Origin of the sequence: Stenotrophomonas sp. GD03794, assembly GCF_029842145.1 — a bacterium.
In the GTDB taxonomy this organism is placed as follows: domain Bacteria; phylum Pseudomonadota; class Gammaproteobacteria; order Xanthomonadales; family Xanthomonadaceae; genus Stenotrophomonas; species Stenotrophomonas riyadhensis.
Genome location: NZ_JAOCFV010000023.1, coordinates 43,192 through 69,210, shown reverse-complemented (window position 1 = coordinate 69,210; position 26,019 = coordinate 43,192). Strand labels below are relative to the sequence as shown.

The window sequence follows — 26,019 nt, the reverse complement described above, 5'->3', positions numbered from 1 at the left end:
ATGCTTGAACAGACGCTCGATCACCTGCAGGCCCTGGTGTCCTTCGACACCCGCAACCCGCCGCGTGCGATCACCACCGGTGGCATCTTCGATTACCTGCGCGCGAACCTGCCCGGCTTCAACGTCGAGGTGATCGACCATGGCGCCGGTGCGGTCAGCCTGTACGCCGTGCGCGGCACGCCGAAGTACCTGTTCAACGTGCATCTGGACACCGTGCCGGATTCGCCGCACTGGAGTGCAGACCCGCACGTGATGCGGCGCCTGGACGACCGTGTGGTCGGCCTGGGCGTGTGTGACATCAAGGGCGCCGCCGCCGCGCTGGTGGCCGCGGCCAATGCCAGTGATGGCGATGCCGCGTTCCTGTTCTCCAGCGACGAGGAAGCCAACGATCCGCGCTGCATCGCCGCGTTCCTGGCCCGTGGCCTGCCGTATGAAGCGGTGCTGGTGGCGGAGCCGACCATGAGCGAAGCGGTGCTGGCGCACCGTGGCATCAGTTCGGTGCTGATGCAGTTCGCCGGCCGCGCCGGGCACGCTTCGGGCAAGCAGGATGCGGCCGCCAGCGCGCTGCACCAGGCCATGCGCTGGGGCAACCGCGCATTGGACCATGTGGAATCGCTGGCCTCGGCACGCTTCGGTGGCCTCACCGGCCTGCGCTTCAACATCGGTCGCGTCGAAGGTGGGATCAAGGCCAACATGATCGCGCCGGCCGCCGAAGTGCGTTTCGGGTTCCGTCCGCTGCCGTCGATGGATATCGATGGATTGCTGGCCACTTTCGCCGGCTTCGCCGAACCGGAAGCGGCACTGTTCACCGAGACCTTCCGTGGCCCCAGCCTGCCGGCCGGTGACATCGCCGAGGCCGAGAACCGCCGCCTGCTGGCGCGCGACGTGGCCGATGCGCTGGAGCTGCCGATCGGCAACGCGGTGGACTTCTGGACCGAAGCCTCGCTGTTCTCCGCTGCTGGCTACACCACGCTGGTGTTCGGCCCGGGGGACATCGCCCAGGCCCACACCGCCGATGAGTTCGTGACGCTGGACCAGCTGCAGCGCTACACCGACGCCGTGCACCGCATCATCGCCGCCGGCGCCTGATCGACCCCACAACGCCGCCCGGCCCTGGCCGGGTGGAACTGCAACGCGGCGACCGCCGCCTGTGACGAAACCGAAATGTCTCCTGCCCTCCAGCCCCACCGCCAGACCCGCCAGACCATCGTGCGCCTGCTTTCCAGCATGGCCAGCGCGAAGGAGATCAGCCAGTACCTCAAGCGCTTCTCGCAGCTGGACGCCAAGCGCTTTGCCGTGGTCAAGGTCGGCGGCGCGGTGCTGCGCGACGACCTCGACGCGCTGACCTCTTCGCTGTCGTTCCTGCAGGAAGTCGGCCTGACCCCGATCGTGCTGCACGGCGCCGGCCCGCAGCTGGATGCCGAGCTGTCGGCCGCCGGCATCGAAAAGCAGACCGTCAACGGTCTGCGCGTGACCTCGCCGGAGGCACTGGCGATCGTGCGCCGGGTGTTCCAGCAGTCCAACCTGCGCCTGGTCGAAGCCCTGCAGCAGAACGGCGCGCGTGCCACCTCGATCACCGGTGGCGTGTTCGAGGCGGAGTACCTGGACGTGGACACCTACGGCCTGGTCGGTGAAGTGAAGCGGGTCAACCTGGCGCCGATCGAAGCCAGCCTGCGCGCCGGTTCGATTCCGGTCATCACCAGCCTGGGCGAAACCGCCGGTGGCCAGATCCTCAACGTCAATGCCGACTTCGCCGCCAACGAGCTGGTGCAGGAGCTGCAGCCGTACAAGATCATTTTCCTGACCGGCACCGGCGGCCTGCTGGACGAGCAGGGCAGCGTGATCGATTCGATCAACCTGTCCACCGAGTACGACCACCTGATCGCGCAGCCTTGGATCCACGGCGGCATGAAGGTGAAGATCGAACAGATCAAGGATCTGCTCGACCGCCTGCCGCTGGAATCGTCGGTGTCGATCACGCGCCCGGCGGACCTGGCCAAGGAACTGTTCACCCACAAGGGCTCGGGCACGCTGGTGCGCAAGGGCGAGAAGGTGCTGCGCGCCACCGCGTGGAACGAGCTGGACCTGCCGCGGCTGAAAGGCCTGATCGAATCCAGCTTCGGCCGCACGCTGGTGCCTGACTATTTCCAGAAGACCAAGCTGCTGCGCGCCTATGTCAGCGAGAACTACCGCACCGCGGTGATCCTCACCGACGAAGCCGAGGGCGTGTACCTGGACAAGTTCGCCGTGCTCGATGATGCACAGGGTGAAGGCCTCGGCCGCGCGGTGTGGAACGTGATGCGGGATGAAACGCCGCAGCTGTTCTGGCGTTCGCGCAATGGCAACCCGATCAATCATTTCTACTATGCTGAATCCGATGGCTGCTACAAGCAGGGCCATTGGAAGGTGTTCTGGTACGGCGCCGATGGCATCGACCGGATCAGCACCTATGTCGACCACTGCGCCCAGCGCGCACCGAGCCTGCAGGGCTGAATGATGGACCATTCCGATCACTGGACTACGATTCCCACCCTGCGCGGCCAGCACGTAACACTGCAACCGCTGCAGCCCGAGCATGTGCCTGGCCTGCGCGCCGCCGTGGAGGGCAGTGGCCTGGACCAGCTCTGGTACACCCAGGTGCCTTCGCCGGAGCGGGTCGAGCACTATGTGCAGGCCGCGCTGCAGGCGCAGGTGGAAGGCAAGGTGCTGCCGTTCGTGATCCTCGATGCGGCAGGTGACATCGTGGGTACCACCCGCTTCTACGACCTGGATGCCGGCGTGCCCAAGCTCAGCCTCGGTTACACCTGGTATTCACCGCGCGTGCAGCGCACCGGCGTCAACACCGAAACCAAGCTGTTGCTGCTGCAGCACGCCTTTGAAACCATGGGCTGCATCAGCCTGGTGCTGGAAACCAGCTGGTTCAACTTCACCTCGCGCACCGCCATCGCCCGCCTCGGCGCCAAGCAGGACGGCGTGCTGCGCAACCACAAGCGGCATGCCGACGGCACGCCGCGCGACACGGTCATCTTCTCCATCATCGATACGGAATGGCAGGGCGTGAAGCGCCACCTGCAGCACCGCCTGGACAGCCACGCATGAACGATTCGACTTTCACCCTGGGCATCGTCGGCGCCCGTGGCCATACCGGCGCCGAGCTGATCAAGCTGGTGGCCGCACACCCGCGGCTGAAGCTGGCCTTCGTGTCCTCGCGCGAACGCGCCGGGCAGCGCCTGTCCGACCACCATCCGGAATTCCAGGGCGAGCTGCAGTACGAGAACCTGGACGCCGACGCCGTGGCCGCCAAGGGCGTGGACGCGGTGATCCTGGCCCTGCCCAACGGCCTGGCCGCACCGTTCGTGGCCGCACTGGAAGCGGCGAAGCCGGACACCGTCATCGTCGACCTGTCGGCCGACTACCGCTTCGACAACAGCTGGTACTACGGCCTGCCGGAGCTGACCCGCGGCCGCTACAACGGCCAGAAGCACATCAGCAACCCGGGCTGCTATGCCACGGCGATGCAGCTGGCGGTGCATCCGCTGCTGGACCTGCTGGCCGGTCCGCCGCAGTGCTTCGGTGTGTCCGGCTATTCCGGCGCCGGCACCACGCCGTCGGACAAGAACAACGTCGAACTGCTGGCCGACAACCTGATGCCGTATGCGCTGACCAACCACGTGCACGAGCGCGAAGTGTCGGTCCAGCTGGGCGTGGCGGTTGAATTCATGCCACACGTCGCGCCGCATTTCCGTGGCATCACGCTCACCGCCAACCTGTGGCTGAACCGCGTGCAGACCCGCGAACAGATCGTCGAGCGTTTCCAGCAGGCCTATGCGGGCGAACCGCTGATCGAGGTGGTGGATGAAGCGCCGTGGGTCAGCCGCATCGCCGGCCGCCACGGTGCCCAGGTCGGTGGCTTCACCCTGGCCCCGGGCGGCAAGCGGGTGGTGGTGGTGGCGACCCTGGACAACCTGCTGAAGGGCGCGGCCACCCAGGCCATGCAGAACCTCAACCTCGCGCTGGGCATCGACGAACTGACGTCGATCCCGCACTGAACACGTATTCCGGAGCCCCCATGGCAGACCTTCTTTGGCAGAAGCCCGGCGTCGCCGTCGACGCCCAGATCCAGACCTTCCTCGCCGGTGACGACGTGATCCTCGACCGCGAGTTCTTCCTGCATGACATCGCCGCCAGCGCCGCGCATGCGCAGGGCCTGCAGCACATCGGCATCCTCAGCGCCGATGAACTGGCCGGCCTGCTGCGCGAGCTCGACGTGTTGGCGCAGGACTTCCGCGAAGGCCGCTTCGTGCTGGACACGCAGTACGAAGATGGCCACTCGGCGATCGAAGCGCGCCTGACCGAACGCCTCGGCGATGCCGGCCGCAAGATCCACACCGGCCGCAGCCGCAATGACCAGATCCTGGTCGCCACCCGTCTGTGGCTGAAGGAGAAGCTGCAGCGTGTGGCCCAGCTCAGCGCAGAAGTTGCCAAGGTCGCGCTGGACCGTGCGCAGGCCGAGAAGGACCTGCCGATTCCCGGCTACACCCATATCCAGCGCGCCGTGGTGTCCTCGGCCGGCATGTGGTGGGCCGGATGGGCCGAGGCCTTCATCGACAACGCCATCCGTGCCCGGGATACCCATGCGCTGGTCGACGCCAACCCGCTTGGCACGGCTGCCGGCTACGGTGTGAACCTGCCGCTGGACCGCGAGCACACCACGGCCGCGCTGGGCTTTGCGCGCATGCAGGTTTCGCCGATCTACGCGCAGCTGTCGCGCGGCAAGTTCGAGCTGGCCGCACTGGAAGCCCTCGGCGGTGCCACGCTGGATCTGCGCCGCATTGCCTGGGATCTGTCGCTGTTCACCAGCGCCGAATTCGGTTTCGTGGCATTGCCGGCGCAGTACACCACCGGCAGTTCGATCATGCCCAACAAGCGCAACCCGGACGTGATCGAACTGATGCGTGCGACCCACGCCAGCGTCGCCGCTGCACGCACCGAGATCGAACAGCTGCTGTCGCTGCCGTCCGGTTATCACCGTGACCTGCAGTCGTCCAAGGGCGCCATCTTCCACGGTTTCGGCCGTGGCCTGGCCGCGCTGGAGCTGCTGCCGGCGCTGCTGGCCAACCTGGAATGGCGTGACGACCGGCTGCGTGCGGCGATCGATTCGGGCATGTATGCCACCGACGTGGCCGTGGAAGCGGCCGTGGCCGGCGTGCCGTTCCGCGAGGCCTACAAGGCCGCAGCTGCCGGCGCCGACAGTGCAGGGCAGGGACGCACCCCGGAAGGCAGCCTGGCCGCACGCGTGTCGCCGGGTTCGGCCGCCGACCTGCGCCTGGACGAACTGCGCGCACGCTGGCAGGCGCTGGCCTGATGGCCGGCACCGTCTACCTGGTGCTGGCCATGCGCCGGCCCGATTTCAACGCCGCCGCCGTGCAGCCGCACCGTGACTTTCTCGATGCATTGCAGGCACAAGGCAAGCTGCAGCTGACTGGCGGTTTCGCCGATGGCAGCGGTGGTGCCTATGTGCTGTGCAACGTCGAGAGCCTGGAACAGGCGCAGGCCATCGTCGCCACCGATCCGCTGGTGACGATGCAGGCCTCCGAGCTGACCGTGCACGAATGGAACACCCGCTGAGACACTGACTGATGACCCTGCACGCCGCCACCGTCGCCTCGCCGTTCCCCGAACAGGCGCTGCCGCCGTGGCGGCGTGCGGTGCTCAAGGTTGGCAGCAGCCTGTTGGCGGCCGATGGCGGCGGCCTGTCGCCACGCCACGCACTGGGCCTGGCACAGTTCGTCTCGGCCAATGTGCTGGCCGGACGCGAGGTGGTGATCGTGTCCTCGGGCGCGGTCGCCGCTGGCCGCGCGATTCTTCCCCGGGCTGATGAGCCCGGTGCGGCGATGGCGGCGCGGCAGGCGCTGGCTGCGCTCGGTCAGGCCCAGCTGATCGGGCTCTGGCAGCGCTTCTTCGAGCGCCCGGTGGCGCAGGTGCTGCTGACCCACGACGACCTGCGCAACCGCCGCCGATACCTCAACGCACGTGCCACGCTCAATGAGTTGCTGCGGCTGGGCGCGTTGCCGGTGGTCAATGAGAACGACACCGTGTCGGTGGACGAACTCAAGCTCGGCGACAACGACAACCTGGCGGCAACCGTGGCTGCGCTGGTCGATGCCGATGCGCTGTTCATTGCCACCGACATCGACGGCCTGTACAGCGCGGACCCGCGCACCGTGGCCGATGCGCAGCCGTTGCACGACGTGCCGGAACTGAGTGACGATGTGCTGGCGATGGCCGGCGGCGCAGGTTCGCGCGCCGGTACCGGCGGCATGCGGACCAAGCTTGAGGCGGCGGCCAAGGCGGGTCGTCTCGGCATCGAGACCTACCTTTTCAACGGCCGCAGCAGCGACGTGGTGCGTGCACTGGCGCAGGACCGCCTGTTCGGCACCCGCATCCACGCCGCGCGCAGCCGCGAGGCGGCCCGCAAGCACTGGCTGCGGCATGCACCGCTGACCGAAGGCGCGATCGTGATCGATGCCGGTGCGGCACAGGCCATGCGCGAGAAGGGTGCATCGCTGTTGCCCGGCGGCATCACCGGTGCGGAAGGCGCGTTCCGCCGTGGCGATATGGTGCAGGTGTGCTGGAATGCACCACAGGGCCGTGTCTGCATCGCCCGCGGCGTCAGCCAGTACGCCGCCGATGATGTGCGCCGGATCGCCGGTCGCCATTCGCGCGACATCGAGGCCGTGCTGGGCTACAACTACGGTGGCAGTGTCGTCCATCGCGACGATCTGGTGCTGCCATGACCGGTTTGAAGGACACCCCGATGAGCGAAATCGAAGCGCAGGCGCGTGCCTGCCGTGACGCGGCCCAGATCGTTGCCGGCCTCGACAGTGAGGCGCGCCGCACGCTGTTGAAGGCCATGGCACAGGCATTGGAAGTGAATGCCGGGCTGATCCTGGCCGGCAATGCGCGTGACCTCGCCGCCGCGCGCGACAAGGGCGTTGGCACGGCCATGCTTGATCGCCTTGCGTTGGACCCAGCGCGCCTGTTCGCGATGGCCGAAGCCGTGCGTGAGGTCGCTGCGTTGCCCGATCCGGTCGGCCAGGTCACCCGCGACGATGTGCGTCCAAACGGCATCCGTGTGCAGAAGGTGCGCGTTCCGCTGGGGGTGATCGCGATGATCTACGAAGCCCGCCCGAATGTGACCGCCGAAGCGGCCGCCCTGTGCCTGAAGGCCGGCAATGGCGTGATCCTGCGCGGAGGTTCCGAGGCGATCCACTCCAACACCGCCATCGCCCAAGCGTTGTCCGGCGCATTGAAGGCCAACGGCGTACCGGCGGCGGCGGTGACCGTGCTGACCGACCTGCGCCGCGAAGCGATGCTGGAACTGCTGCAGCTGCATGAGCTGATCGATCTGGCGATTCCGCGAGGCGGCGAAGGCCTGATCCGCTTCGTTGCCGAGCATGCGCGGGTGCCGGTGATCAAGCACTACAAGGGCGTCTGCCACCTGTTCGTGGATGCCAGTGCCGACCTCGGCAAGGCCATTGACCTGCTGGTGGATGGCAAATGCAGCCGCCCTGCAGCCTGCAACTCGCTGGAGACGCTGCTGGTACACCACGACGTGGCCAAATCGTTCCTGCCGCGCGTGGCGCAGGCGCTCGGCGAGCGCGGTGTGCAGCTGCGCGCCGATGCACTGGCGCAACCGCTGCTGCCGGGCAGCACCGCCGCCACCGAAGACGACTATGCCGCCGAGTTCCTCGATCTGGTGCTGGCGGTGCGCGTGGTCGACGACCTCGATGCGGCTATCGCGCACATCCGCACCTATACCTCCGACCACACCGAAGTGATCGCCACCGAAGACGCCGGCCATGCCGAGCGCTTCGTCAACGCACTGCGCTCGGCGGTGGTGATGGTCAATGCGTCCTCGCGTTTCTCCGACGGCGGCCAGCTGGGCCTGGGCAGCGAGATCGGCATCTCCACCACGCGCCTGCACGCGTATGGCCCGATGGGGTTGGAGGCACTCACCGTCGAGCGCTTCGTTGTGCGCGGCGAAGGGCAGACCCGCAAGTAGAGCCACGCCATGCGTGGATGCTCTTCGCGGTAGACCCCGGTACCGACCAAGGTCGGCACCCACCAGGCCCATGCGCCGACCAAGGTCGGCATCTACCAAAGCAAGTGCCGACCAAGGTCGGCACCCAGGGCAATCGAGTTACACCACTTCCCGGCGGATGCCGATCGGCCGCGCATGATCGTCCATGTGCAGCGTGGCGGCCTTGCAGCCCAGCAGGCGCTCGGCAAGGCCGGTGCTGGCACCCAGATCGGCCGCGACTTCATTGAGGCTGGCCAGTGGTCGCGGCAGGCGTCGCTCGTGGCCACGGAAGCGCGCGCGGTTGTATTCGGCCCAGCCGATCAGCAGCACGCTGGCACATAACAGCATCAGCGGCAGTGCCACCAGCACATAGGGATCGAACTGGCTTTGCCGTTCGTACAGCTGCCGCCAGGCCAGCTGGCCGCCGATCAGCCACGAGAGCAGAGTGACCAAGGGCGCCCACAGGTAGAAGTAGAAGCTCCAGAACGCCAGCGTGACGAACCCCCAGGCAGTGCGCTGGAAGCGCGGTTGATGGTGTGGCTTGCGGATCATCCGCGAGTCGAAGCGGTTGGACGGGTGTTGTGCGTTCATCGGATACCCCGATCAGGACTGGTCCAGGTGGCGCGCTTGCTGCGACGACGCAGCAGGGTCTTGGGAAGCGCCACCAGGGTGGTGGAAAGGCTGATCAGCCAGTACGCCATCGGGTACCAGATGACCCAGAAGTAGTTGCGTCCAATCTGTGTTTCGTAACGCCGGTCGATGATCAGGCTGCTGGCGAACTGCAGCAGGCAGACCATCGCCAGGATCACGCCATGCCACTCCGGCAGCAGGCTGGCGATATGCAGCTGTGGCGGCAGCTCGATGAACTTGCCCAGCGCCCACAGCAGCACGATGAACAGCATGGTGTAGGCCCAGATCACGCTCAGCACGTACTCCAGCAGCACGCCCCACATGCGCCGCTCCTTCCAGTGCAGCAGCGAGCGCGCATGGCGCAGCATCACCTCCACGCCGCCCTGGGCCCAGCGCAGCCGCTGCCGCCACAGTCCCTTCAGGGTTTCCGGCATCAGGATGAAGCACAGTGCGTTGGGCTCGTAGCGGATGTCCCAGTGCGCGCGCTGCAGGCGCCAGCTGATGTCGATGTCCTCGGTCACCATGTCATCGGACCACCAGCCGACCTGGTGCAGGGCGGTGCGTCGGAAGCCGGCGATCACCCCGGAGATGGTGAAGATGCGTCCATACACGCGCTGCGCGCGCTTGATCATGCCGATGATCGAGGAAAACTCGGCCACCTGCAGGCGACCGAGCAGGGTGGAGCGGTTGCGGATGCGGGGGTTGCCGGTGACGGCACCGACCCGGTTGCCGCTGACCAGATGCCAGATCATCCAGTGCAGCGCGTGTTCTTCCAGCATCGCGTCGCCGTCAATGCACACCAGGTACTCCGAGCGCGCCGCCAGTGCGCCCATGCGCAGGGCGTTGGCCTTGCCCAGGTTGCGGTCCAGGTGCAGCACGCGAAGCCGCGGATGCTTCGCAGCGAGCGCATCCAGCCTCGCGCCGGTGTCATCGCTGCTGCCGTCATCAATGGCGATCACTTCATAGTCGGCCGGGTAGCGCTGCGCCAGTGCCGCGCCGAGCGTGTCGTCGAGGTTCGCGGACTCGTTGTGGCAGGGAATCAGCAGGCTGGCGAAGGGAGGATCGACCATCAGCGGCGGATCGTTGCGCGGTCGAGAGTGGCGCTCGCGCCGGAAGTAGTAATACAGCCCGCCGGACATCCAGAAGAACGCCATCACCATCGGGTAGTAGAAGGCGAACTGGAACAGGACCTGCAGCAACGGATGCATGTCCATGTCACTTCTCCGGGTACGGGAAGTTGCCGGCGGACATTGCCGCGCGGGCATCACGGGTGGAGGGCTGGTCGGCGATGAAATCGTCCGGGTACCAGGCGAAGTGGTGTACACCCTGCGCCTGCAGCTGGCGGATCTGCGCACGCAGGCGCTCGGCGGGAATCGGCTGCCCGCTGCGCCAATCGACGGTCTGCAGCTCGAACAGCGTGTGCTGAAGCTGCGGGTCGTGCGCGCGTACCGCAGCCAGCAACTGGTCGAGCCAGCGTTCGGGGTGCTTGCTGCCTTCCATCCACGGCATCGCCATCAGTGCGGTCTGGTCGTAGGCCTTGTTGAACAGGTCCAGGCGCTGCGCGAACCAGGCTTCGCTCTGCGGGCGGAGTACCGGCTCAGCATACAGGTTGCGCACCGTGGCCAGCTTCGGTCGCCAGCGCTGCGCGCTGTCACGCAGGGCCAGGGTGAAGTCGATCAATGCCTGCGTGCGGGCGCTGCCACCATCGCCGGCCGCCAGCCTGGGCAACTCGGTGTCGCGCAGGTAGCCATCGTCATGGAACAGCAGGCCCTCGAAGTACGAGTTGACCGCCAGGTCCTCGTAGATGTCGAGCATGATCTGGCGCGCCTTCGGGTTGGTGAAGTCCAGCCGGTACATGCCATCTGCATCACCGTTGTGGATCGCCAACGCCTGGCGCTGCACCGGGTCGGGCAGCTCGAAGCCGAGCACGGGCAGCCACGCGTAGACCTTCACGCCCGCGCGGGATTTCAGCTGCCAGGCGACGCGGCTGAACAGGTCCGCCCGCATCGGCATGTGGCGGTTGGGGAAGTACAGCGCATCGGCAGTGTTGTTGCCGTCCGGATCCGCGAAGGCCTGCAGGTAGACGTGGGTCGGCGCGATGCGCTTGACCCGCTCGATCAATGCATCGAGATTGCGCGCCTGCTGCGCCGGATCGGGGTCATACACATCGTCCAGATCGATCTGCAGGGCGCGGATACCGTCGAGTGCGACATCACGGCGAAGTTCATAGGCCAGGCCTTCCACCGTCGGGTTGTCGCTCACCAGCAACCGCGCCAGTCCATGCAGGTCGCTGGCCACCGGCGTGCTGCGGCCCTCCAGGTCGAACGAGACCGGCATGCCCAGCTGCTCGGCGATGTCGTTGCTCAGCTGGTTGTAGGCCGCATATGGCCAGACGATGGCGCGCGGGCGCACGCCCAGATGCTGCTGGATGCGTTGCACGCTGCGCGACAGGTCGGCACGCAGGCGCTGCTCGTACTGCGCCTCGCTTTCGTAGCTGTGCGTGGCCGGACTGTAGATGCGGGTGACCACCGCCGGCGTGGAATTGCCCTGCGGATTGGCGAGCACGCCGTGGTGCAGGTCATCGGTATGGCTGGCCACTTCGATCAGGCCGCTGTCGTGCATCTGCTTCAGCTGCGCCCATGTGACGAAGTCGTCATGCCCGAACGGGCGGTAGCCGTAATCGATGGTGCGCCCTGGCGCCATGTCGACGTAGTCGGTGATCACCGCCACCAGGGCCGGGTAGCGATAGGCCTGCAGCAGCGGAAAAGCCTTGTCGTAGACACTGCGCAGGCCATCATCGAAGGTAAGCAGCACCGGCTTGGGCGGCAGCGTGGCGCGGCCCTGCGAGGCCTCGATCAGCTGCGACAGCGATATCGGGTGGTAGCCATGTGCGCCCAGCCAGTCCAGGTGCGCGGCGAAGTTCTGCGTGCTCACCGCATAGGTATCGGCATCACCCTTGGCGGCCACCTGGTCGCGGATGTCGTGGTAGCTGAGGATCAGCAGGCCGTTGTCGATCGCATCAAGATGCAGGGGTTGCTGCGCGAACGCCGGCGGCACGCTGGCCAGCAGCAGGAGCACGATCAGTCGCAGGATGCGGGCCATGTCAGTCTCCCCAGCGCAATGCGGCTTCGAAGCCGATATGGCGTTCGCGATGGCCGTCGTAGACCGGCCGTGACCAGCGCACGCCGTACTCGAACACGCGGCCGGGGCCCAGTTGCCACTCATGCATGTAGGACACCGACGGCACCAGTGCACTGCCGAAACCGTCCTGCCAGTAATCACCCAGCGAGACAGTCAGCCGATGCCGGAAGTGGCGCTCGTAATGCCGCCACAGCTGCTGGTCGATGCGCAGGCCGATCTCGACCATGCGGTCGCGTTTCGGGTTGAAGTAGGGCGCATCGTCGCGGCTGCCGCGACTGGTGTAGGCACTGGCCAGGCCATCGATCAGCCAGCGGGGGCGGGTCAGCAGGCGCTGTTCCAGGCCGGTGCTGAACAGCTCGCGATGGTTGCCATCGTCGTAGCGGAAGCGGCTGGCGCCGAACATCCAGTGGGTGAGCTCGCTGCGCCGGTAGTCCACCTGCGCGCTCACGCTGTCGGCGGTGATGCCGGCCGCGCGCGCCTGCATCGAGGCTTCCGGATCATTGCGCGCGGCCACCACGCCAGCATGCCAGTAGTCGTTGAACTGCCAGCCGACGCCGGCGCGCAGCCCGGTATCGCCGATGTGGTCGTTGGCGCGCAGCACCGCTGCTTCTGCATCCAGCCGCCCGAAGCGGTAACGCACGCCCGCACCGAGCCAGAGCGGATCGATGCGCTGGTCCTGGAAGTCGGTCGAGCGCCGGTCGGCGAGGGCGAACAACCGCCAGCGGTCGTCGAGGATCGGTGTTTCCACTTCCACGCCGTAGTGGCGATCGTTGTTGCCCAACGGTGAGGTGCCACCGCCACCGGAGCTGCGGCCGATGTCGGTCCAAGCCTTCAGCTGCCAGCCGCGATGCGCGCGCCAGGCCTGGTCCATGCGTTCGACCGCCGGTTGAGTGGGGTAGCGCGCGATCAGGTCATCGTGCAGCGGCCGTGCCAGGTCGTCGCGCTGCAGAGCAACGTAGGCCTCTTCCATGCCCAGTCGCGGTTCGATGTCACGCGGGTCCAGCGCGTGTGCCATCTGCTGGCGCTGCAGTGCCCTGCGTGGCCAGCCGCGCATCATGTACACGCTGCCCAACGCACTCTGCAGGCCGCCATTCCCCGGTGCGATGTCGACCATCGATTCCAGATCGCGTTGTGCGGTCGGCAGGTCGCCGCTGTACGCGCGCACCATCGCCAGGTTGAGATCGGCCTCGTAGCGCGACCAGTTCGCATACGGTGACTTGCCGTTGCTCCAGCGCCACGCCGGCTCCTTGTCGCGCCATGCCTGCAGCAGGTCGATGGCCTTTTCCTGCTGCTCGCTTTCCAGGTAGGCGTAAGCCAGTTCCGAATGCGAGGCATCGCGTGTCGGGTCGCCGGCCACCGCGGCCTGCAGCACCGGAATGGCCTCCTCCGGGTGCAGGGTGCCCATCAACGAATCGCCCACGGCGGGCAGCACGTAGTCGGGCAGGGGGTGGCCTTCGGCCTGCAGTGCCCGGGCTTCCTCGCGGACCTGTGCATGGCGGCCCAGCCGGTTGAGCAGGATCAGCCGGTCCATGCGGATGCGCAGCGGTGCCTGCGCGGGCGGCGTACCTTCACCGCCGAAGTAGCGCTGCATGCGCGCCAGCGTCGATTCGGCCTCTTCCAGGCGGCTGTCCTCGCTGCTGCTGTAGGCCAGGCTCCAGACCACCAGCTTGGCCAGGTAGTCGCCTTCCAGGCGCTGCTTCTGTGCATCGTCGAACAGCTGAGGGCGCTGCTGGTACAGCTCCCAGGCGCGCCAGGCATTGCCGATGTCGCCCAGGGTCAGCACGCGCAGCTTGAACAGCAGGTCGTCGTTGGGCTGCTGCTGGCTGGCACGTTCGATCGCGCCCAGGGCATCCAGCCAACGCGCCTGGTCGCGGTAGCGGCCGATCTCGGTCAGGGCCGCCTCGCGGTCGGGCGGGGCAGCGCTGCTGGCCCAGGCCAGGGCGGTGCAGGCAAGGCCGACGCAGAACGCCAGCCGACGGTGGACAACCATTGGGGACCCCCTTGGCTTCCGAACCAGACAACCTGTAAAAGTGTGACGCACATCACATGCCAGCTTTTGGCGTGGCCGTGGCCCGCGTCACTCCCTTCGTGCATGCCGCCCAGAAGGGCGGGTACAACCCGGACAGCGACCTGCAATGTCTTGTCTGAAACGAGAGTCCCCCGCACACCGAGTGGTGGCCCGGGCGGCGATGCCGCCCCCAATGCCCGATGCCGGCACGCGGCAAGGTTGGGCATTCGTGGGCACTATCCGCCCGGAATTGTCAGCCCGGCGTCAAAATGCGCGTGAAGGCTGATGAGGGAGGGGCGGGGCCGGCAGGCGGCCCCGGACGATCACCAGAGATCTTCCAGCTTGCGTGGCTTGCAGGCCACCCACGAGGCGCACAGCATCAGGGTGGCGCAGCCGAACAGGAAGCTGAACGGGAGAGTCCAGCCGTCGCTGACCGTGTGCAGCCAGCCGACCAGGAACGGGCCCAGACAGCTGAAGCTGTAACCCACGCCCTGCATGAAGCCGGACAGCGCTGCCGAGCCGGTGGGGGTGCGGGTGCGCAGGTTGATCAGGGTCAGCGCCAGCGGGAAGGTGGACGGGCCAACGCCGAGCAGGCAGGCCCACAGCAGTGGCGCCTTCATCGGTGCCAGCAGCAGCCCGGTGAAGGCGATCACGAACGAGAAGAAGCCGATCAGCACCAGCGGGAACGGGTTCTGCATGCGTACCGCCATCGATGGAATGACCAGCGACGGCAGCAGGCCCAGGGCCGAGAACACGGCCACCATCACGCCACCGAACGCGGGCGTGCCACCGGCCTCGACCACGATGCGCGGCAGCCAGGTGAACATCGAGTACGTCATCAGCGAGGTCATGCCGAACATCAGCGTCATGCTCCAGCCCAGCGACGTGCGCCAGACCTTGCCGTGCGGCTGCGCGGTTGGATCGGTGGCGTCGGCCTGCGGCTTCGGCGCGCGCTTGGCCAGCAGCAGCCACGGCAGCGCAGCGGCCAGCGCCAGCAGCGCCCACATGCCCAGCGACACGCGCCAGCCCGCGGCGTTGGCCACCGGCACCGCCAGCAGCGCCGGCAGCATCGTGCCCAGCTGCAGCACGCTGATGTAGAGCGTGCTCATGGTGCCGACCTTGTTGGCGAAATAGCGCTTCACCAGCGGCGGCACCACCACGTTGCCGATGCCCATGCCAGCCAGTGCCACCACTGAACCGAACAACAGGGTACCGACATTGCCGGCGCTGGAGCGCAGGAGAAGTCCGGCCATCGCCATCACCATCGCCAGCAGCGTGGTGCGCTCCAGCCCGAGGCGCCGCGCCAGTGCCGGCGTGGCCACGCCGAACAGCGCGAACGAGGCGGTCGGCAGCATGCCCAGCACGCCGGTCATGGTGGTGCCGAAACCGAACTGCTGGCCGAGCACGTCCAGCAGCGGGGTGATCGAGGTGACCGCGGTGCGCAGGTTGATCGCGGCCAGCAGGATCGCGGCGAACGCGAGGACGCGACCGTGCAGCAGCGACGGCGAATCGGAGGTGGAGGAACTCATCGGTGGTCCTTGCAGGTGTCGCACGCCGTGTCTTGGCATGCAGCGCCGCACCGGGCTGTGCCGGCGCGGTGGGTGGGGGAGGGCGCCATTGTACGTGGCTGGCGAGGTGAGGTCCTGTTGGCGCGATTTGTCGCGATCTGCATAGCCGGGTGAGGGCGGCCGGTGCGGCCTGGGTAGGCACCGTGATCCAGCCAACCCCTTGCGTTGCGGACTCCTGCGCGCGTTTGGCCGCGGCAGGCACGCCGCGATGGACGCCGCATTGAAGTGCAGGGGGTGTGGGGCGTTGCTAGGTTCGGGCCACATCCATGGCCGAAGGATTGCAGGGTGGCAAGGACGTTGATTGTGGTGGGTGACGCAACCACGGGCGGTGGCAGGGTCATCGCCGGCTCCCCGGTTACCGACATCGAGGGCATGGCCGTTGCGCGGGTGGGCGACAAAGCCACCTGCCCCAAGCACCAGCGCGTGACCACCATCGTCAGCGGCGACATCACGCTGACGTTTGAAGGCCAGCCCGTCGCGCGCCACGGCGACAGGCTCTCATGCGGCTGCTCGCTGATTGCCGGCAAGCAATCCCGGGTCTATGTGGACATGGGCGGGGGAGGCAGCGTGGCTGACGGCGTCAGCCACGTCGCTGCTGCTTCGGATCTGGCCCCGTTGCCCGTACTGCCGCAGGCCGGCAAGCCGCCCGTGTGCGAAGCATGCCTGCTGGCCGCCTCGCGCTCCGGCGCGACCTTCCTGGGGCGCTGAATGAACCGATACGTCATTGTCGATGCAGCGGCCTATGCCGACACGGCCAAGGCGCTGGCCTGGTACGCCCAGGACCTGCCGCATCGGCCCCTGTTGGCACGCCAGCCCGAGGCTGCGCATGCCAGCCTCGGGCCCTGGTTGATCCAGTTGCCCGCGCAGCACCAGACCCCGGTGGATGGATGGTTGCGCGCGCTGGAAATGAACAAGCCGGTCGTGGCCTGGCTCAGCAGCGAAGCTGGATTTGAAGCGGTGTTCCAGCACCTCGAAGCCTGCCTGGACCTGCGCCGCCCCAGCGGCAAGCTGGCGCTGCTGCGCTACTGGGATGGTCGCGTGTTCCTGCGCTTGCAGCGGGCGTTCACGCTGCAGCAGCGCAGGCAGCTGATGGGCCCGCTGCGGCAGTGGCGCTTCCAGATGCTGGGCCAGCACTACGCCCTGGAACGTGACGCGTTGTATGCAGCGGAGACCGGTTGATGTTTGAGATCAGCGAGGAACAGGAGGCCCTGCTGCGCCTGCCTGACCCCTCCACTTTTTTCCCGTTGTTGTGCCGGGAGATTCGCGAGGAGTACCCCGGCAGGGTCGGTCATCTGAGCGATGGCGCGCTGATGGATGAGGTGGTGCGAAGCCATGACCATGCAGCCTATGTGCTGCGCATCACGCACCTGCCGGTGCTGGTGCGCTGGGTGAAGGCGGACGTGGCATGGGCGTGCGGTTTGCGGGCCGTCCCTGCGGTGGGCATGTGGATACGTAACGCGGAGCACCCGAATCTGGCGGCGGCGGATCTGTTGTCGAATCTGGCAGGGTACTAGGAGCAATCATGGGCACCAGAATCATCGGACCCCGGCCCTGGCTGGGGCCAGGCGTGGGAGGCGGTACCGGCACCGTCGACGAAGACGGCAACCCGGTGGATCCCTACGGCGGGCCGACCACCGGCGATGTGGTCGATGGCATCCGCGATGCCGTGTACGGAATCCAGCAGCGGGTGCGTGGTGAAGCCAGGCCCGATGCGCGCGCCGAGCCGACCGCCAAGGCGCGGGAGGTTGACTGCTCGCAGATGCCTGACGAGACCGCGTGCAACGAGTGCCTGCTGAAGGAGGGGTTCATCGGTCCGCCTCTCACCCCGCGCTATGTCACCCAAAGCAACCTGATCAATTACGAATATCAGTTGTACATCGCCAACCTGCGCTCGGCGCCGCTGCGCTTTGGTTTCATGGTCGCCGACATGGCGGATCCTGATCGGCGGCTATTCTCGGTGGATACGTTGTTTGACTACCTTGAGCGCGATGGGTTCTCACGCACCGTGCAGGAATGGCATTTCAACGCCTGTGAGTTTGATGGGTTCTGGTTGAAGGACTGCACGGTGGTGGAAGCGAAGGGGAGGTATGAGCATTTCTTTGATGAAAGAGGACTTCCCAGATATGAGTTTGTGGAACATGGAGTTCTCAGGCCTTGGGGATTGCAGATGAACAGGCAGCGCAGCGCCATCGGCGTTGCAGGTCGGCAAGCAAAGCTCCTGTGGTGCTTCATGCAACCTCGAACGATGGCCGCAGCCATTGCAGCGGAGTATGTCGATCCAATGCTTTGCAGGCACATACCATTCCGTGGAGAGATTTGATGATTGTCAGTGTCCAAGCAAACTTGCGAACGGACCCTGTGTCCCGATCTCCCGACCAGTTACTTGGTTTGGCGGTACAGGCAACAGAACGTCTTGCGTCGCTACACCCGTTGATGAAACGCTGGTATGCGCTGCCATCGAGCGCAAAGGGAAAGTCAATACCGTTGGAGGACACCGGTGCGATCCTCGCCAGGATGGAACGGGATATCGAGAAGGATCGCGGAAGATTTGGGGATTTCAATGAGCTTGGCGCTTCACTGTTGCTGGCCAACGTAGACAATGGTCGTGATTGGCGCATGCCAGGTCTGGTCGTGCTCGGCTTGGATCCCACAATGGGCTCCCATAAGTTCCGTCTTGTTGGGATCGAACCATTTGGTGAAGCCGTGCCAGATCTGATGCTGAATGCAATGATAGGTCTGGTGGAGGAAGTCAAGCCCCTCTATGCCTGTACGGATGTCAAAGCGCAGACGCGCGAGAAGGGGCTGGTGACGTACCAGCTTGATCGGCGCTTGTACCAACACCGTCGCTACTTTGGCTGGATGGGCTTCGTTCCTGCGCAGATCACCCACGCGCAGATCCCCGACGCACATGCGGTCCACGCGGTCGATGGCCAGGGCACGGTCATTGTCTCGGTGCCAGGCATGTTCGACCCCACTGACGACGCGCAGGTGGACAAGGTACACCGCGTCGAAATGGATCTGGCCAGCTATGACCTGTTGCCGGTAACGGACCCGAGCCTCAAGGGCTAGGGCCATTTCCGGTTTTCGCACGGAATGCTCCCCGCGTGCGCGATCTGTCGTGCTGGTGCTGGTGCTGTGCGCAGGCGCCCTGTGGGCGTCACTTCCCAGGCAGCGTGACACCTGACACCTGCCAAGCGCTTGCCCAGCAGGATGCAGGACCACTACAGACCCCGCGCAACAATGATGGGAATCGCACGAATCACCGCAATGGCGCGAATGCCCACCACCGCAAACTCGAGCCTCAGCCGTGTTTGCGCTTGTCAGCCAGCGTCGCCTCGTACGGCGCCGGCTGGCAATCCGTCCGTGTTCCATGGCGGGCGCAGCAGGATGGCGGGCCGGGCCAGGACGCAGGCGGTCGCGCGATGGAGGGCCTGATGCAGGCCAGTCGCGTGCTGGGCCTGTATGCCAGCCTTAACGTGCGGCCCTGCTGACTCCGGGCCGTGTGGCGGGGCAGGGCGGCTGCCTTGCCCCGTTGCAGCGCTTCACAGGCAGGGCCGCCAAGCGCCAGACACAAAAAAACCCGGAGGACTGTCGTCTTCCAGGCTTCTTGGTGACCACCGAAGTGGTCGGGGAGACAGGATTCGAACCTGCGACCTCTACGTCCCGAACGTAGCGCTCTACCAGACTGAGCTACACCCCGAAGGGAGCCGCCTATTCTAGCGATTCACCCCGATGGCGGCAAGGGGTAAATGCTGTTTTCTTCACACTGCCGAAGCAGTGCCACTTCAGGGAACAAAAAAGCCTGGACGACTTCACCAGGCTTCAATGCGACCACATGAGTGGTCGGGGAGACAGGATTCGAACCTGCGACCTCTACGTCCCGAACGTAGCGCTCTACCAGACTGAGCTACACCCCGAAGGAGCCGCCTAAGATACCGTGTGAAGGCCAAGGCGGCAAGGTTTTTTTACAACTCAGCGACGATTTTCTTTCTCGATGCGGTTCTGCTCGCGGGCTTCGAACCACATGCCGTTGAGGATGGCCACCGTCGAGGCGAGGCCGGCACCGAGAATCCAGGCGAAATACCACATGATCAGTCTCCTTTGTCCAGCGGATGTGCCGACCCTGGGCCGGCACATCGGCACTCAGTAAGCGTTCGGGTTGTTGCCCATCTCTTCGGTGGTGGTCTTGCCCTTCAGCACGCGGTACACCCAGGTGGTGTAACCGATGATGATCGGCAGGAACACCCCAGTGGCCAGCAGCATGATCCACAGGGTCAGGTGGCTGGACGAGGCATCCCACACGGTCAGGCTGGAGGTGGGCTGGCTCGAGGACGGCAGCAGGAACGGGAAGATGGCGAAGCCGACGGTCAGGATGATGCCGGCGATGGCCGCTCCGGAGGCGATGAAGGCCAGGCCGCCGCGACGGGCACGCAGCAGCACCGCACTGGCCAGCAGGCCGGCCAGGCCGAGCAGCGGGGCCAGGATCGTGGCCGGCATCGCACTGTAGTTGCGCATCCAGCCACCGGCGGCGCCGAGTTCGGCGGTCTTCAGCAGCGGATTGGTGGCGCCGTCGGTGACCACCTGCGAGGTGATCTGGTAACCGGGCAGGCCGAAGGCCACCCAGGCACCGCCGACCGCAAAGAGCACGAAGGCGATGATCGCGGCGATGCTGCCGAAGCGGGCCGCACGCTCGGCCACCGGGCCGTCGGTCTTCAGCACCAGCATGGCGGCACCGTGGGCGACCAGCATCGACACGCTGAGCAGGCCGGCCAGCAGCGCGAAGGGCATCAGCAGGCCGAAGAACGAGCCGGTGTAGAAGATGCGCATGCTGTCATCGAAGTGGAACGGCACGCCCAGCAGCACGTTGCCCACCGCCACGCCCATGATCAGCGCCGGGATGAAGCCGCCGATGAACAGCGCCCAGTCCCAGGTGTTGCGCCAGCGCTCGCTGGGCATCTTGCTGCGGAACTTGAAGCCGACCGGACGCAGGATCAGGGCGAACAGGATCACGAACATCGCCAGGTAGAACCCGGAGAAGCTGACCGCGTACAGCGGCGGCCAGGCGGCGAAGATCGCACCGCCACCGAGTACCAGCCACACCTGATTGCCTTCCCATACCGGGCCGATGGTGTTGATCACCAGCCGGCGCTCGGCGTCGTTGCGGGCGACGAAGGGCAGCAGGGTGCCCACGCCCAGGTCGAAACCATCCATCACGGCGAAACCGATCAGCAGGATGCCGAGCAGCAGCCACCAGATCACGCGCAGCGTGGTGTAGTCCAGAAGAATGAAATCCATCTTGGTTCTCCTGCCTCAGGCCTGGCCGGCGGCCGGCGCCGAGGCATTGTGGGAAGCATGCGGCTGGGGCGACTGCAGCGACGGCAGCACCTCGTCCGGACCCTTGCGGATCGCCTTGAGCATCAGCTTGATCTCGACCACGATCAGCGCGGTGTAGATCGCGGTGAAGCCGGCAAGGGTCAGCACGATTTCATGCAGGGCCAGGCCCGATGCCGCATAGAAGGTCGGCAGCACGCCGTCGACCGCCCACGGCTGGCGACCGTACTCGGCCACGAACCAGCCACATTCGATCGCGATCCACGGTGCCGGCAGCGTCCACAGGGCCAGGCGCAGGAACCAGCGCTTGTCCTGGAAGTTGTTGCGGCAGGAGTAGTAGAAGGCCAGTGCGAAGAAGGCGATCAGGTAGAAGCCCAGGCCGGCCATCACGCGGAAGGTCCAGAACAGCGGCATCACGCGCGGCACGGTGTCCATCGCCGCCTGCGAGATTTCCTGCGGGGTGGCGTTGAGGATGTCATCGCGGTAGCGCTTGAGCAGCAGGCCATGGCCCAGGTCCTGCCAATGGCGGTCGAACATCTCGCGCGCTTCAACGTCGTTCTTGTTCGCACGCAGGCGTTCCAGCGCACCGTAGGCCAGCTGGCCGCCGCGCACGCGGTGTTCGGCGCGCTCGACCAGTTCCAGGATGCCCGGAATCGGCTGGTTCAACGAACGGGTGGCGATCAGTCCCATCAGGTACGGGATCTTCACCGCGTAGTCGTTCTGGTGGGTTTCCTGGTTCGGGATGCCGAAGGCGGTGAAATCGGCCGGCGCACGCTCGGTCTCCCACATTGCTTCGATCGCGGCCAGCTTCATCTTCTGGTGTTCGCTGGCGGCGTAACCGCTCTCGTCACCCAGCACCACCACCGACAGCGACGACAGCAGGCCGAAGGCTGCGGCCACCGCGAACGAACGACGGGCCAGGTCCTTGTGCTTGTTGCGAAGCAGGAACAGGGCGCTGATCGCCATCACGAACACCGCACCGGTCACGTAACCGGCGCTGACGGTGTGCACGAACTTGGCCTGCGCCACCGGGTTGAACACCACGGCCATGAAGTCGACGACTTCCATGCGCATGGTTTCCGGGTTGAACACCGCGCCGGTCGGGTTCTGCATCCAGCCGTTGGCGATCAGGATCCAGATCGCCGACAGGTTGGTGCCCAGCGCCATCAGCCAGGTCACCATCAGGTGCTTGACCTTGGTCAGGCGGTTCCAGCCGAAGAAGAACAGGCCGACGAAGGTGGCTTCCAGGAAGAACGCCATCAGGCCTTCGATGGCCAGCGGCGCACCGAAGATGTCACCCACGTAGTGGCTGTAGTAGGACCAGTTCATGCCGAACTGGAACTCCATGACGATGCCGGTGGCGACGCCCATGGCGAAGTTGATGCCGAACAGGACGCCCCAGAACAGGGTCATCCTGCGCCAGATCTCCTTGCCGGTCATCACGTACACGCTCTCCATGATGGCCACCATGAAGGACAGGCCGAGGGTGAGCGGTACGAATAGGAAGTGGTACATCGCGGTCAGCGCGAATTGCAGCCGCGACAGTTCTACGACTGTCTGATCAATCATGGCCTGGCTACCTCGTTGGATAGTGCCGTTGCAGGTGGCGGGAAGGGTGGTCTACGACGTGAATGATGTGACCGACTACTTCAAACAGCCTTGATCCAGATCAATGTATGAACAGGTGTGCGAAGGGATCGTATGCGAACCTGATGAAGACTGCGACCGCCGGCCGCAGGGGCGGGCTATTGCCTGCGCCTACAATGCCGTGTCTCCCCCGTTGCCCGTGAAGACCTCTTGAGCGCTGCCGAAACGACCCCTGACGGCCTGTCCCCGGAAGCTGAAACCGCCCGCCAGCGGCGTGTCCGCACGGCCTGGCTGGCCGATCTGGCACGCTCCGCCCGGGGCCGCCAGCGTCTGGCCGCGCTGTGCATCAGCCTGTCCGGCGCACTGTTGATCGGCCAGGCTGCCGCCATCGCCTGGCTGGTGCAGCAGGTGCTGGTGGAGCGCGCGCCGCTGGCATCGGGCCTACCGGTGCTGGCGGGACTGGCGGTGATCCTGGTGCTGCGCACCCTGCTGGGCAGCGCCACCCAGGCCGCCGCCGGTGACGTGGCCGACGCCGCACGCCTGGCATTGCGCGAACGCGTGTTCGCACGCCTGCTGGGCCACGGCCCACTGTGGCTGCGGCAGCGCCGCACCGGCGAACTGGGCGAACTGATGCTGCATCACGGCGATGCGATCGAGAGCTATTACAGCGGCTTCCTGCCGGTGCGCACTGAAGTGGTGGTGGTGCCGCTGCTGATCCTGGCCGCGGTCGCCTGGGTCGACTGGGTGGTGGCGCTGATCCTGCTGTTCACCGCGCCGCTGGTGCCGTTCTTCATGATGCTGGTGGGCTGGGGCGCTGAAGCGGCCGGGCGCGCACAGCTGGGTGAGCTGGCGCGCATGAGCGGCCATTTCGCCGACCGGATCAAGGGCCTGGGCCTGCTGCGCCTGTATGGCCGCGGTGACGCCGAGTTGGAGGGTATCGAGGCGGCCGCCGAAGGCGTGCGCGTGCGTACGCTGAAGGTGCTGCGGATCGCGTTCCTGTCGTCCACGGTGCTGGAATTCTTCGCCTCGGTGAGCGTGGCGATGGTCGCGCTGTACCTGGGCCTGAGCTATCTGGGCATGATGTCGCTGCATGCAGCGGTGCCGACGCTGGGTGCGGGCCTGTTCTGCCTGCTGCTGGCACCGGAATTCTATGCGCCGCTGCGACGGCTGGCCGCGCACTACCATGATCGTGCCAACGCACTGGCCGCCGCCGCCGAAGTGGAGCGCCTGCTGCAGTCGCTGCCCGATGAGCAGGGCCTGATCGAGAACGAGGTTGCACCGCTGGCGGCGGAGCCGGCCGAGGCCGCCTTGCCGCCGCTGCAGGCACAAGGGCTGGTGCTGCGCCCGTTGGGCGCGCCGCAGGATGTGCTGCAGGATCTGGACGTGCTGCTGGAGCCGGGCCAGCGCCTGGCCCTGGTCGGTCCCAGCGGATCGGGCAAAAGCACGCTGCTGGAGGCGCTGGCCGGTTGGTTGCCACCGCGTGCCGGCAAGCTGCAGTTGCGGCCCGGCGTGCAGGTGGCTTATGCCAGCCAGCGACCGTACCTGTTCCACGGCAGCATCGCCGACAACCTGCGCCTGGCTGATCCCGGTGCCAGCGATGCGCGACTGCGCGCGGTGGCCGAGGCCTCGCAGGTCCTGCAGTTTGCCCAGCGCCTGCCGCAGGGGCTGGACACGGTGATCGGCGAGCGCGGCTTCGGCCTGTCCGGTGGCGAAGCCCGCCGCATCGGCCTGGCCCGCCTGTTGCTGCGTGATCCGCAGGTGCTGCTGCTGGACGAGCCCACCGCATTCCTCGATGCCGATACCGAAGCGGCCCTGCTGCGCAGCCTGGCCGCGTATGCACGCGGGCGCAGCGTGGTGGTCGCCACCCACAGCCCAGCGGTGATCGCGTGGGCTGACCGTTGCCTGCTGTTGCCGGAAGGCCGCCTGGTGGAACCGGCACAGGCGGTGCGCGCATGAGCCGTTCGTCTGATTCGCTGCGCGCGGTGTTCCTGCGCCACCGGCCGCGCTTGTTGCTGACCATGCTGCTGCTGTGGACCACGATGCTGGCCGGCACGGCGCTGCTCGGCCTGTCCGGTGGGTTCCTCACGGCGGCCGCGCTGGCCGGTGCAGCCGGCCTCGGCCAGGGCTTCAACTTCTTCTCACCCTCGGCCGGCATCCGTGGCCTGACCATGGCGCGCATCGTGTCGCGCTACTTCGAAAAGCTGGTCGGCCACGATGCCACGCTGCGCATCGCCCGCGACCTGCGCGTGTGGTTCTTCCGCCGCGCGCTGCCACTGGCACCGGCGCGGCTGGGGGCCACGCGTACCGGCGAGCTGCTGGCGCGGCTGCTGGGGGACATCGGCGAGGTGGATGGCCTGCTGGTGCGTGCGATCGGGCCGCTGGTGGCGCTGGGTGCGCTGTCACTGGTGGCGGTCGCCTCGGCAGCGCTGATCCTGCCCTCGGCAGCGGTACTGCTGGCGGTGCTGGCGCTGCTGATCGCCTTCGGTGTGCCCTGGCTGGGCGTGCGTGGCCATGACGACGAAGAGGCCGATCGTGCCGCGCACCGCGCTGCGTTGCGCACCGCTGCATTCGAAGGGCTGGAAGGGGCCGGTGATCTGGCTGCGCTGCATGCCGATGCGGCCTGGCAGCTGAAGGTGCGTGTGGCCGCCAAGCAGCTGGCTTCGCGGGATCGTCGTCGGCGTTGGCGCCTGATCGCGGCCTCGACCCTGCACGGCCTGGTGGCCGGGCTGGGGCTGGTGGCGATGCTGGCATTGGCCCTGCACGCCGCCGAACAGCAGCGCATCGCGCCGGAGATGGCCGCGGGCCTGGTGTTCCTGACCGTGGCGTTGATCGAGCTGTGGGCCGGCATGGGCCTGGCCTGGCAGTCGCTGCAGTCCGGGCGCATTGCCGCCGATCGGTTGCAGGCCATCGTCGAGCAACCGCCGACGGTGGAGGACCCGCAGGTGCCGCAGGCAGTGCCGCAGGCCGCGCGCGTGCACTGGGATGACGTGCACTTCCAGTGGCCCGGTGCGGCGCGGCCGGTGTTGTCCGGTCTGCAGCTGACCCTGGCGCCGGGCGAGCGTATCGCGATTCGCGGCGACAGCGGCAGTGGCAAGACCACGCTGTCGAGCCTGCTGCTGCGGCTATGGGATCCGCAGCAGGGACGGCTGACCTACGGTGGCCGCGACCTGCGTGATTTCGCCCAGGCCGACTGGCACCGGCAACTGGCGTGGCTGCCGCAGAACGCGCCGGTGTTTGCCGGCAGCGTGGCCGAGAACCTGCGATTGGGTGATCCCGACGCCAGTGACGCCGCGTTGTGGGCGGTGTTGCGTCGCGTGCGCCTGGGCGAATGGGCCGAGCGCAACGGTGGCCTGCAGACCTGGGTGGGCGAGAACGGCGCGACGATGTCGGCCGGCCAGGCACGACGTCTGGCGCTGGCGCGCGCGCTGCTGCGCAATGCGCCGATCCTGCTGCTGGACGAACCGACCGAAGGCCTGGACGTGGATACCGCACGTGCGTTGCTGCAGGACCTTTCCGGGTTGCTGGACGGGCGCAGCCTGCTGATGATCACCCATGACGACCTGCCCGACGGCGTGGTCGATGCGCAGTACCGGTTGCGTGATGGCGTGTTGGAGCGCGAAGTGCTTCGGTAGATGCCGACCTTGGTCGGCACATCCACGCATGGCGTGGAT

23 protein-coding genes and 2 tRNA genes are annotated in these 26,019 nt (G+C 66.6%); 15 read left to right on the top strand and 10 right to left on the bottom strand.

Annotated features, from left to right (window positions below; genetic code table 11):
* The 8 genes from N5D91_RS13765 to N5D91_RS13730 all read left to right on the top strand — a co-directional run.
* Nucleotides 1–1,089 (top strand): acetylornithine deacetylase (locus tag N5D91_RS13765; protein ID WP_110712918.1); only part of this gene is annotated, 1,089 nt, incomplete at its 5' end.
* 75 nt (nucleotides 1,090–1,164) lie between these two features.
* Nucleotides 1,165–2,493 carry an acetylglutamate kinase gene (locus tag N5D91_RS13760; RefSeq protein WP_032129401.1) on the top strand — a complete coding sequence of 443 codons (1,329 nt, stop codon included), beginning with the start codon at nucleotides 1,165–1,167 and terminating at the stop codon, nucleotides 2,491–2,493.
* A gap of 3 nt (nucleotides 2,494–2,496) precedes the next feature.
* Nucleotides 2,497–3,099 carry a GNAT family protein gene (locus tag N5D91_RS13755; RefSeq protein WP_180855199.1) on the top strand — a complete coding sequence of 201 codons (603 nt, stop codon included), beginning with the start codon at nucleotides 2,497–2,499 and terminating at the stop codon, nucleotides 3,097–3,099.
* Entirely contained in the window at nucleotides 3,096–4,049 is a 954-nt protein-coding gene (argC, locus tag N5D91_RS13750) for an N-acetyl-gamma-glutamyl-phosphate reductase (protein WP_032129402.1), read from the top strand. The genes N5D91_RS13755 and argC overlap by 4 nt, the downstream gene beginning before the upstream one ends.
* Nucleotides 4,050–4,069: 20 nt before the next feature.
* A complete protein-coding gene (argH, locus tag N5D91_RS13745) occupies nucleotides 4,070–5,365 on the top strand; it encodes an argininosuccinate lyase (protein ID WP_153855931.1) in 1,296 nt (431 codons plus the stop codon).
* Nucleotides 5,365–5,628, top strand: a complete 264-nt coding sequence (locus tag N5D91_RS13740) for a YciI family protein (protein WP_097049329.1) — start codon at nucleotides 5,365–5,367, stop codon at nucleotides 5,626–5,628. The genes argH and N5D91_RS13740 overlap by 1 nt, the downstream gene beginning before the upstream one ends.
* Before the next feature lie 11 nt (nucleotides 5,629–5,639).
* Nucleotides 5,640–6,797 (top strand): glutamate 5-kinase, encoded by a 1,158-nt coding sequence (gene proB / locus N5D91_RS13735; RefSeq protein ID WP_164161194.1) that lies wholly within the window; start codon nucleotides 5,640–5,642, stop codon nucleotides 6,795–6,797.
* Nucleotides 6,794–8,065: a glutamate-5-semialdehyde dehydrogenase gene (locus tag N5D91_RS13730; protein WP_164161192.1), complete on the top strand. Its 1,272-nt coding sequence runs from the start codon at nucleotides 6,794–6,796 to the stop codon at nucleotides 8,063–8,065. Before proB ends, N5D91_RS13730 begins: the two co-directional genes overlap by 4 nt.
* Before the next feature lie 138 nt (nucleotides 8,066–8,203).
* On the opposite strand, the gene pgaD is transcribed toward N5D91_RS13730, so the two are convergent.
* From pgaD to N5D91_RS13705, 5 genes are all read right to left on the bottom strand, one after another.
* Nucleotides 8,204–8,674, bottom strand: a complete 471-nt coding sequence (gene pgaD, locus N5D91_RS13725; RefSeq protein ID WP_164161190.1) for a poly-beta-1,6-N-acetyl-D-glucosamine biosynthesis protein PgaD — start codon at nucleotides 8,672–8,674, stop codon at nucleotides 8,204–8,206.
* Nucleotides 8,671–9,927, bottom strand: a complete 1,257-nt coding sequence (pgaC, locus tag N5D91_RS13720) for a poly-beta-1,6-N-acetyl-D-glucosamine synthase (RefSeq protein ID WP_110712913.1) — start codon at nucleotides 9,925–9,927, stop codon at nucleotides 8,671–8,673. The genes pgaD and pgaC overlap by 4 nt, the downstream gene beginning before the upstream one ends.
* Before the next feature lies 1 nt (nucleotide 9,928).
* Nucleotides 9,929–11,815, bottom strand: coding sequence for a poly-beta-1,6-N-acetyl-D-glucosamine N-deacetylase PgaB (gene pgaB, locus N5D91_RS13715; RefSeq protein ID WP_164161188.1), 1,887 nt, complete (start codon nucleotides 11,813–11,815; stop codon nucleotides 9,929–9,931).
* Nucleotide 11,816: 1 nt separating this feature from the next.
* Nucleotides 11,817–13,844 (bottom strand): poly-beta-1,6 N-acetyl-D-glucosamine export porin PgaA, encoded by a 2,028-nt coding sequence (gene pgaA / locus N5D91_RS13710; protein WP_180855196.1) that lies wholly within the window; start codon nucleotides 13,842–13,844, stop codon nucleotides 11,817–11,819.
* A 341-nt stretch (nucleotides 13,845–14,185) separates the two neighbouring features.
* Nucleotides 14,186–15,391: an MFS transporter gene (locus N5D91_RS13705; protein WP_110712910.1), complete on the bottom strand. Its 1,206-nt coding sequence runs from the start codon at nucleotides 15,389–15,391 to the stop codon at nucleotides 14,186–14,188.
* A gap of 324 nt (nucleotides 15,392–15,715) precedes the next feature.
* Between N5D91_RS13705 and N5D91_RS13700 the strand changes: the two genes are divergently transcribed.
* From N5D91_RS13700 to N5D91_RS13680, 5 genes are read left to right on the top strand one after another with little or no spacing between them, the layout of a single operon-like run.
* Complete coding sequence (locus N5D91_RS13700; RefSeq protein ID WP_180855194.1) at nucleotides 15,716–16,138, top strand: PAAR domain-containing protein; 423 nt, start codon at nucleotides 15,716–15,718, stop codon at nucleotides 16,136–16,138.
* Nucleotides 16,139–16,609: a DUF4123 domain-containing protein gene (locus N5D91_RS13695; RefSeq protein WP_164161183.1), complete on the top strand. Its 471-nt coding sequence runs from the start codon at nucleotides 16,139–16,141 to the stop codon at nucleotides 16,607–16,609.
* Nucleotides 16,609–16,944 (top strand): hypothetical protein, encoded by a 336-nt coding sequence (locus tag N5D91_RS13690; RefSeq protein WP_164161181.1) that lies wholly within the window; start codon nucleotides 16,609–16,611, stop codon nucleotides 16,942–16,944. The genes N5D91_RS13695 and N5D91_RS13690 overlap by 1 nt, the downstream gene beginning before the upstream one ends.
* A gap of 8 nt (nucleotides 16,945–16,952) precedes the next feature.
* The gene (locus N5D91_RS13685) at nucleotides 16,953–17,750 is read left to right on the top strand and encodes a Tox-REase-5 domain-containing protein (RefSeq protein WP_164161179.1); all 798 of its coding nucleotides are present in this window, start codon (nucleotides 16,953–16,955) and stop codon (nucleotides 17,748–17,750) included.
* Entirely contained in the window at nucleotides 17,750–18,499 is a 750-nt protein-coding gene (locus N5D91_RS13680; RefSeq protein WP_153855943.1) for an Imm52 family immunity protein, read from the top strand. Before N5D91_RS13685 ends, N5D91_RS13680 begins: the two co-directional genes overlap by 1 nt.
* Nucleotides 18,500–19,053: 554 nt before the next feature.
* On the opposite strand, the gene N5D91_RS13675 is transcribed toward N5D91_RS13680, so the two are convergent.
* From N5D91_RS13675 to N5D91_RS13655, 5 genes are all read right to left on the bottom strand, one after another.
* A tRNA-Pro gene (locus N5D91_RS13675) sits at nucleotides 19,054–19,130 on the bottom strand.
* Between the two features lie 140 nt (nucleotides 19,131–19,270).
* Nucleotides 19,271–19,347, bottom strand: a tRNA-Pro gene (locus N5D91_RS13670).
* A 55-nt stretch (nucleotides 19,348–19,402) separates the two neighbouring features.
* Nucleotides 19,403–19,519 (bottom strand): cytochrome bd-I oxidase subunit CydX, encoded by a 117-nt coding sequence (cydX, locus tag N5D91_RS13665; RefSeq protein WP_005410354.1) that lies wholly within the window; start codon nucleotides 19,517–19,519, stop codon nucleotides 19,403–19,405.
* A 54-nt stretch (nucleotides 19,520–19,573) separates the two neighbouring features.
* Nucleotides 19,574–20,725 (bottom strand): cytochrome d ubiquinol oxidase subunit II, encoded by a 1,152-nt coding sequence (gene cydB, locus N5D91_RS13660; RefSeq protein WP_153855944.1) that lies wholly within the window; start codon nucleotides 20,723–20,725, stop codon nucleotides 19,574–19,576.
* Between the two features lie 15 nt (nucleotides 20,726–20,740).
* Nucleotides 20,741–22,330, bottom strand: coding sequence for a cytochrome ubiquinol oxidase subunit I (locus tag N5D91_RS13655; RefSeq protein WP_071229725.1), 1,590 nt, complete (start codon nucleotides 22,328–22,330; stop codon nucleotides 20,741–20,743).
* Between the two features lie 228 nt (nucleotides 22,331–22,558).
* Between N5D91_RS13655 and cydD the strand changes: the two genes are divergently transcribed.
* Nucleotides 22,559–24,304 carry a thiol reductant ABC exporter subunit CydD gene (cydD, locus tag N5D91_RS13650; RefSeq protein WP_164161172.1) on the top strand — a complete coding sequence of 582 codons (1,746 nt, stop codon included), beginning with the start codon at nucleotides 22,559–22,561 and terminating at the stop codon, nucleotides 24,302–24,304.
* Complete coding sequence (gene cydC / locus N5D91_RS13645; RefSeq protein ID WP_180855029.1) at nucleotides 24,301–25,980, top strand: thiol reductant ABC exporter subunit CydC; 1,680 nt, start codon at nucleotides 24,301–24,303, stop codon at nucleotides 25,978–25,980. The genes cydD and cydC overlap by 4 nt, the downstream gene beginning before the upstream one ends.
* Nucleotides 25,981–26,019 lie beyond the last annotated feature (39 nt).

Coding starts and splice junctions, on each gene's coding strand:
- N5D91_RS13760 (WP_032129401.1), top strand. CDS start 1,165: ATGTCTCCTGCCCTCCAGCCCCACCGCCAGACCCGCCAGACCATCGTG.
- N5D91_RS13755 (WP_180855199.1), top strand. CDS start 2,497: ATGGACCATTCCGATCACTGGACTACGATTCCCACCCTGCGCGGCCAG.
- argC (WP_032129402.1), top strand. CDS start 3,096: ATGAACGATTCGACTTTCACCCTGGGCATCGTCGGCGCCCGTGGCCAT.
- argH (WP_153855931.1), top strand. CDS start 4,070: ATGGCAGACCTTCTTTGGCAGAAGCCCGGCGTCGCCGTCGACGCCCAG.
- N5D91_RS13740 (WP_097049329.1), top strand. CDS start 5,365: ATGGCCGGCACCGTCTACCTGGTGCTGGCCATGCGCCGGCCCGATTTC.
- proB (WP_164161194.1), top strand. CDS start 5,640: ATGACCCTGCACGCCGCCACCGTCGCCTCGCCGTTCCCCGAACAGGCG.
- N5D91_RS13730 (WP_164161192.1), top strand. CDS start 6,794: ATGACCGGTTTGAAGGACACCCCGATGAGCGAAATCGAAGCGCAGGCG.
- pgaD (WP_164161190.1), bottom strand. CDS start 8,674: ATGAACGCACAACACCCGTCCAACCGCTTCGACTCGCGGATGATCCGC.
- pgaC (WP_110712913.1), bottom strand. CDS start 9,927: ATGGACATGCATCCGTTGCTGCAGGTCCTGTTCCAGTTCGCCTTCTAC.
- pgaB (WP_164161188.1), bottom strand. CDS start 11,815: ATGGCCCGCATCCTGCGACTGATCGTGCTCCTGCTGCTGGCCAGCGTG.
- pgaA (WP_180855196.1), bottom strand. CDS start 13,844: ATGGTTGTCCACCGTCGGCTGGCGTTCTGCGTCGGCCTTGCCTGCACC.
- N5D91_RS13705 (WP_110712910.1), bottom strand. CDS start 15,391: ATGAGTTCCTCCACCTCCGATTCGCCGTCGCTGCTGCACGGTCGCGTC.
- N5D91_RS13695 (WP_164161183.1), top strand. CDS start 16,139: ATGAACCGATACGTCATTGTCGATGCAGCGGCCTATGCCGACACGGCC.
- N5D91_RS13690 (WP_164161181.1), top strand. CDS start 16,609: ATGTTTGAGATCAGCGAGGAACAGGAGGCCCTGCTGCGCCTGCCTGAC.
- N5D91_RS13685 (WP_164161179.1), top strand. CDS start 16,953: ATGGGCACCAGAATCATCGGACCCCGGCCCTGGCTGGGGCCAGGCGTG.
- N5D91_RS13680 (WP_153855943.1), top strand. CDS start 17,750: ATGATTGTCAGTGTCCAAGCAAACTTGCGAACGGACCCTGTGTCCCGA.
- cydX (WP_005410354.1), bottom strand. CDS start 19,519: ATGTGGTATTTCGCCTGGATTCTCGGTGCCGGCCTCGCCTCGACGGTG.
- cydB (WP_153855944.1), bottom strand. CDS start 20,725: ATGGATTTCATTCTTCTGGACTACACCACGCTGCGCGTGATCTGGTGG.
- N5D91_RS13655 (WP_071229725.1), bottom strand. CDS start 22,330: ATGATTGATCAGACAGTCGTAGAACTGTCGCGGCTGCAATTCGCGCTG.
- cydC (WP_180855029.1), top strand. CDS start 24,301: ATGAGCCGTTCGTCTGATTCGCTGCGCGCGGTGTTCCTGCGCCACCGG.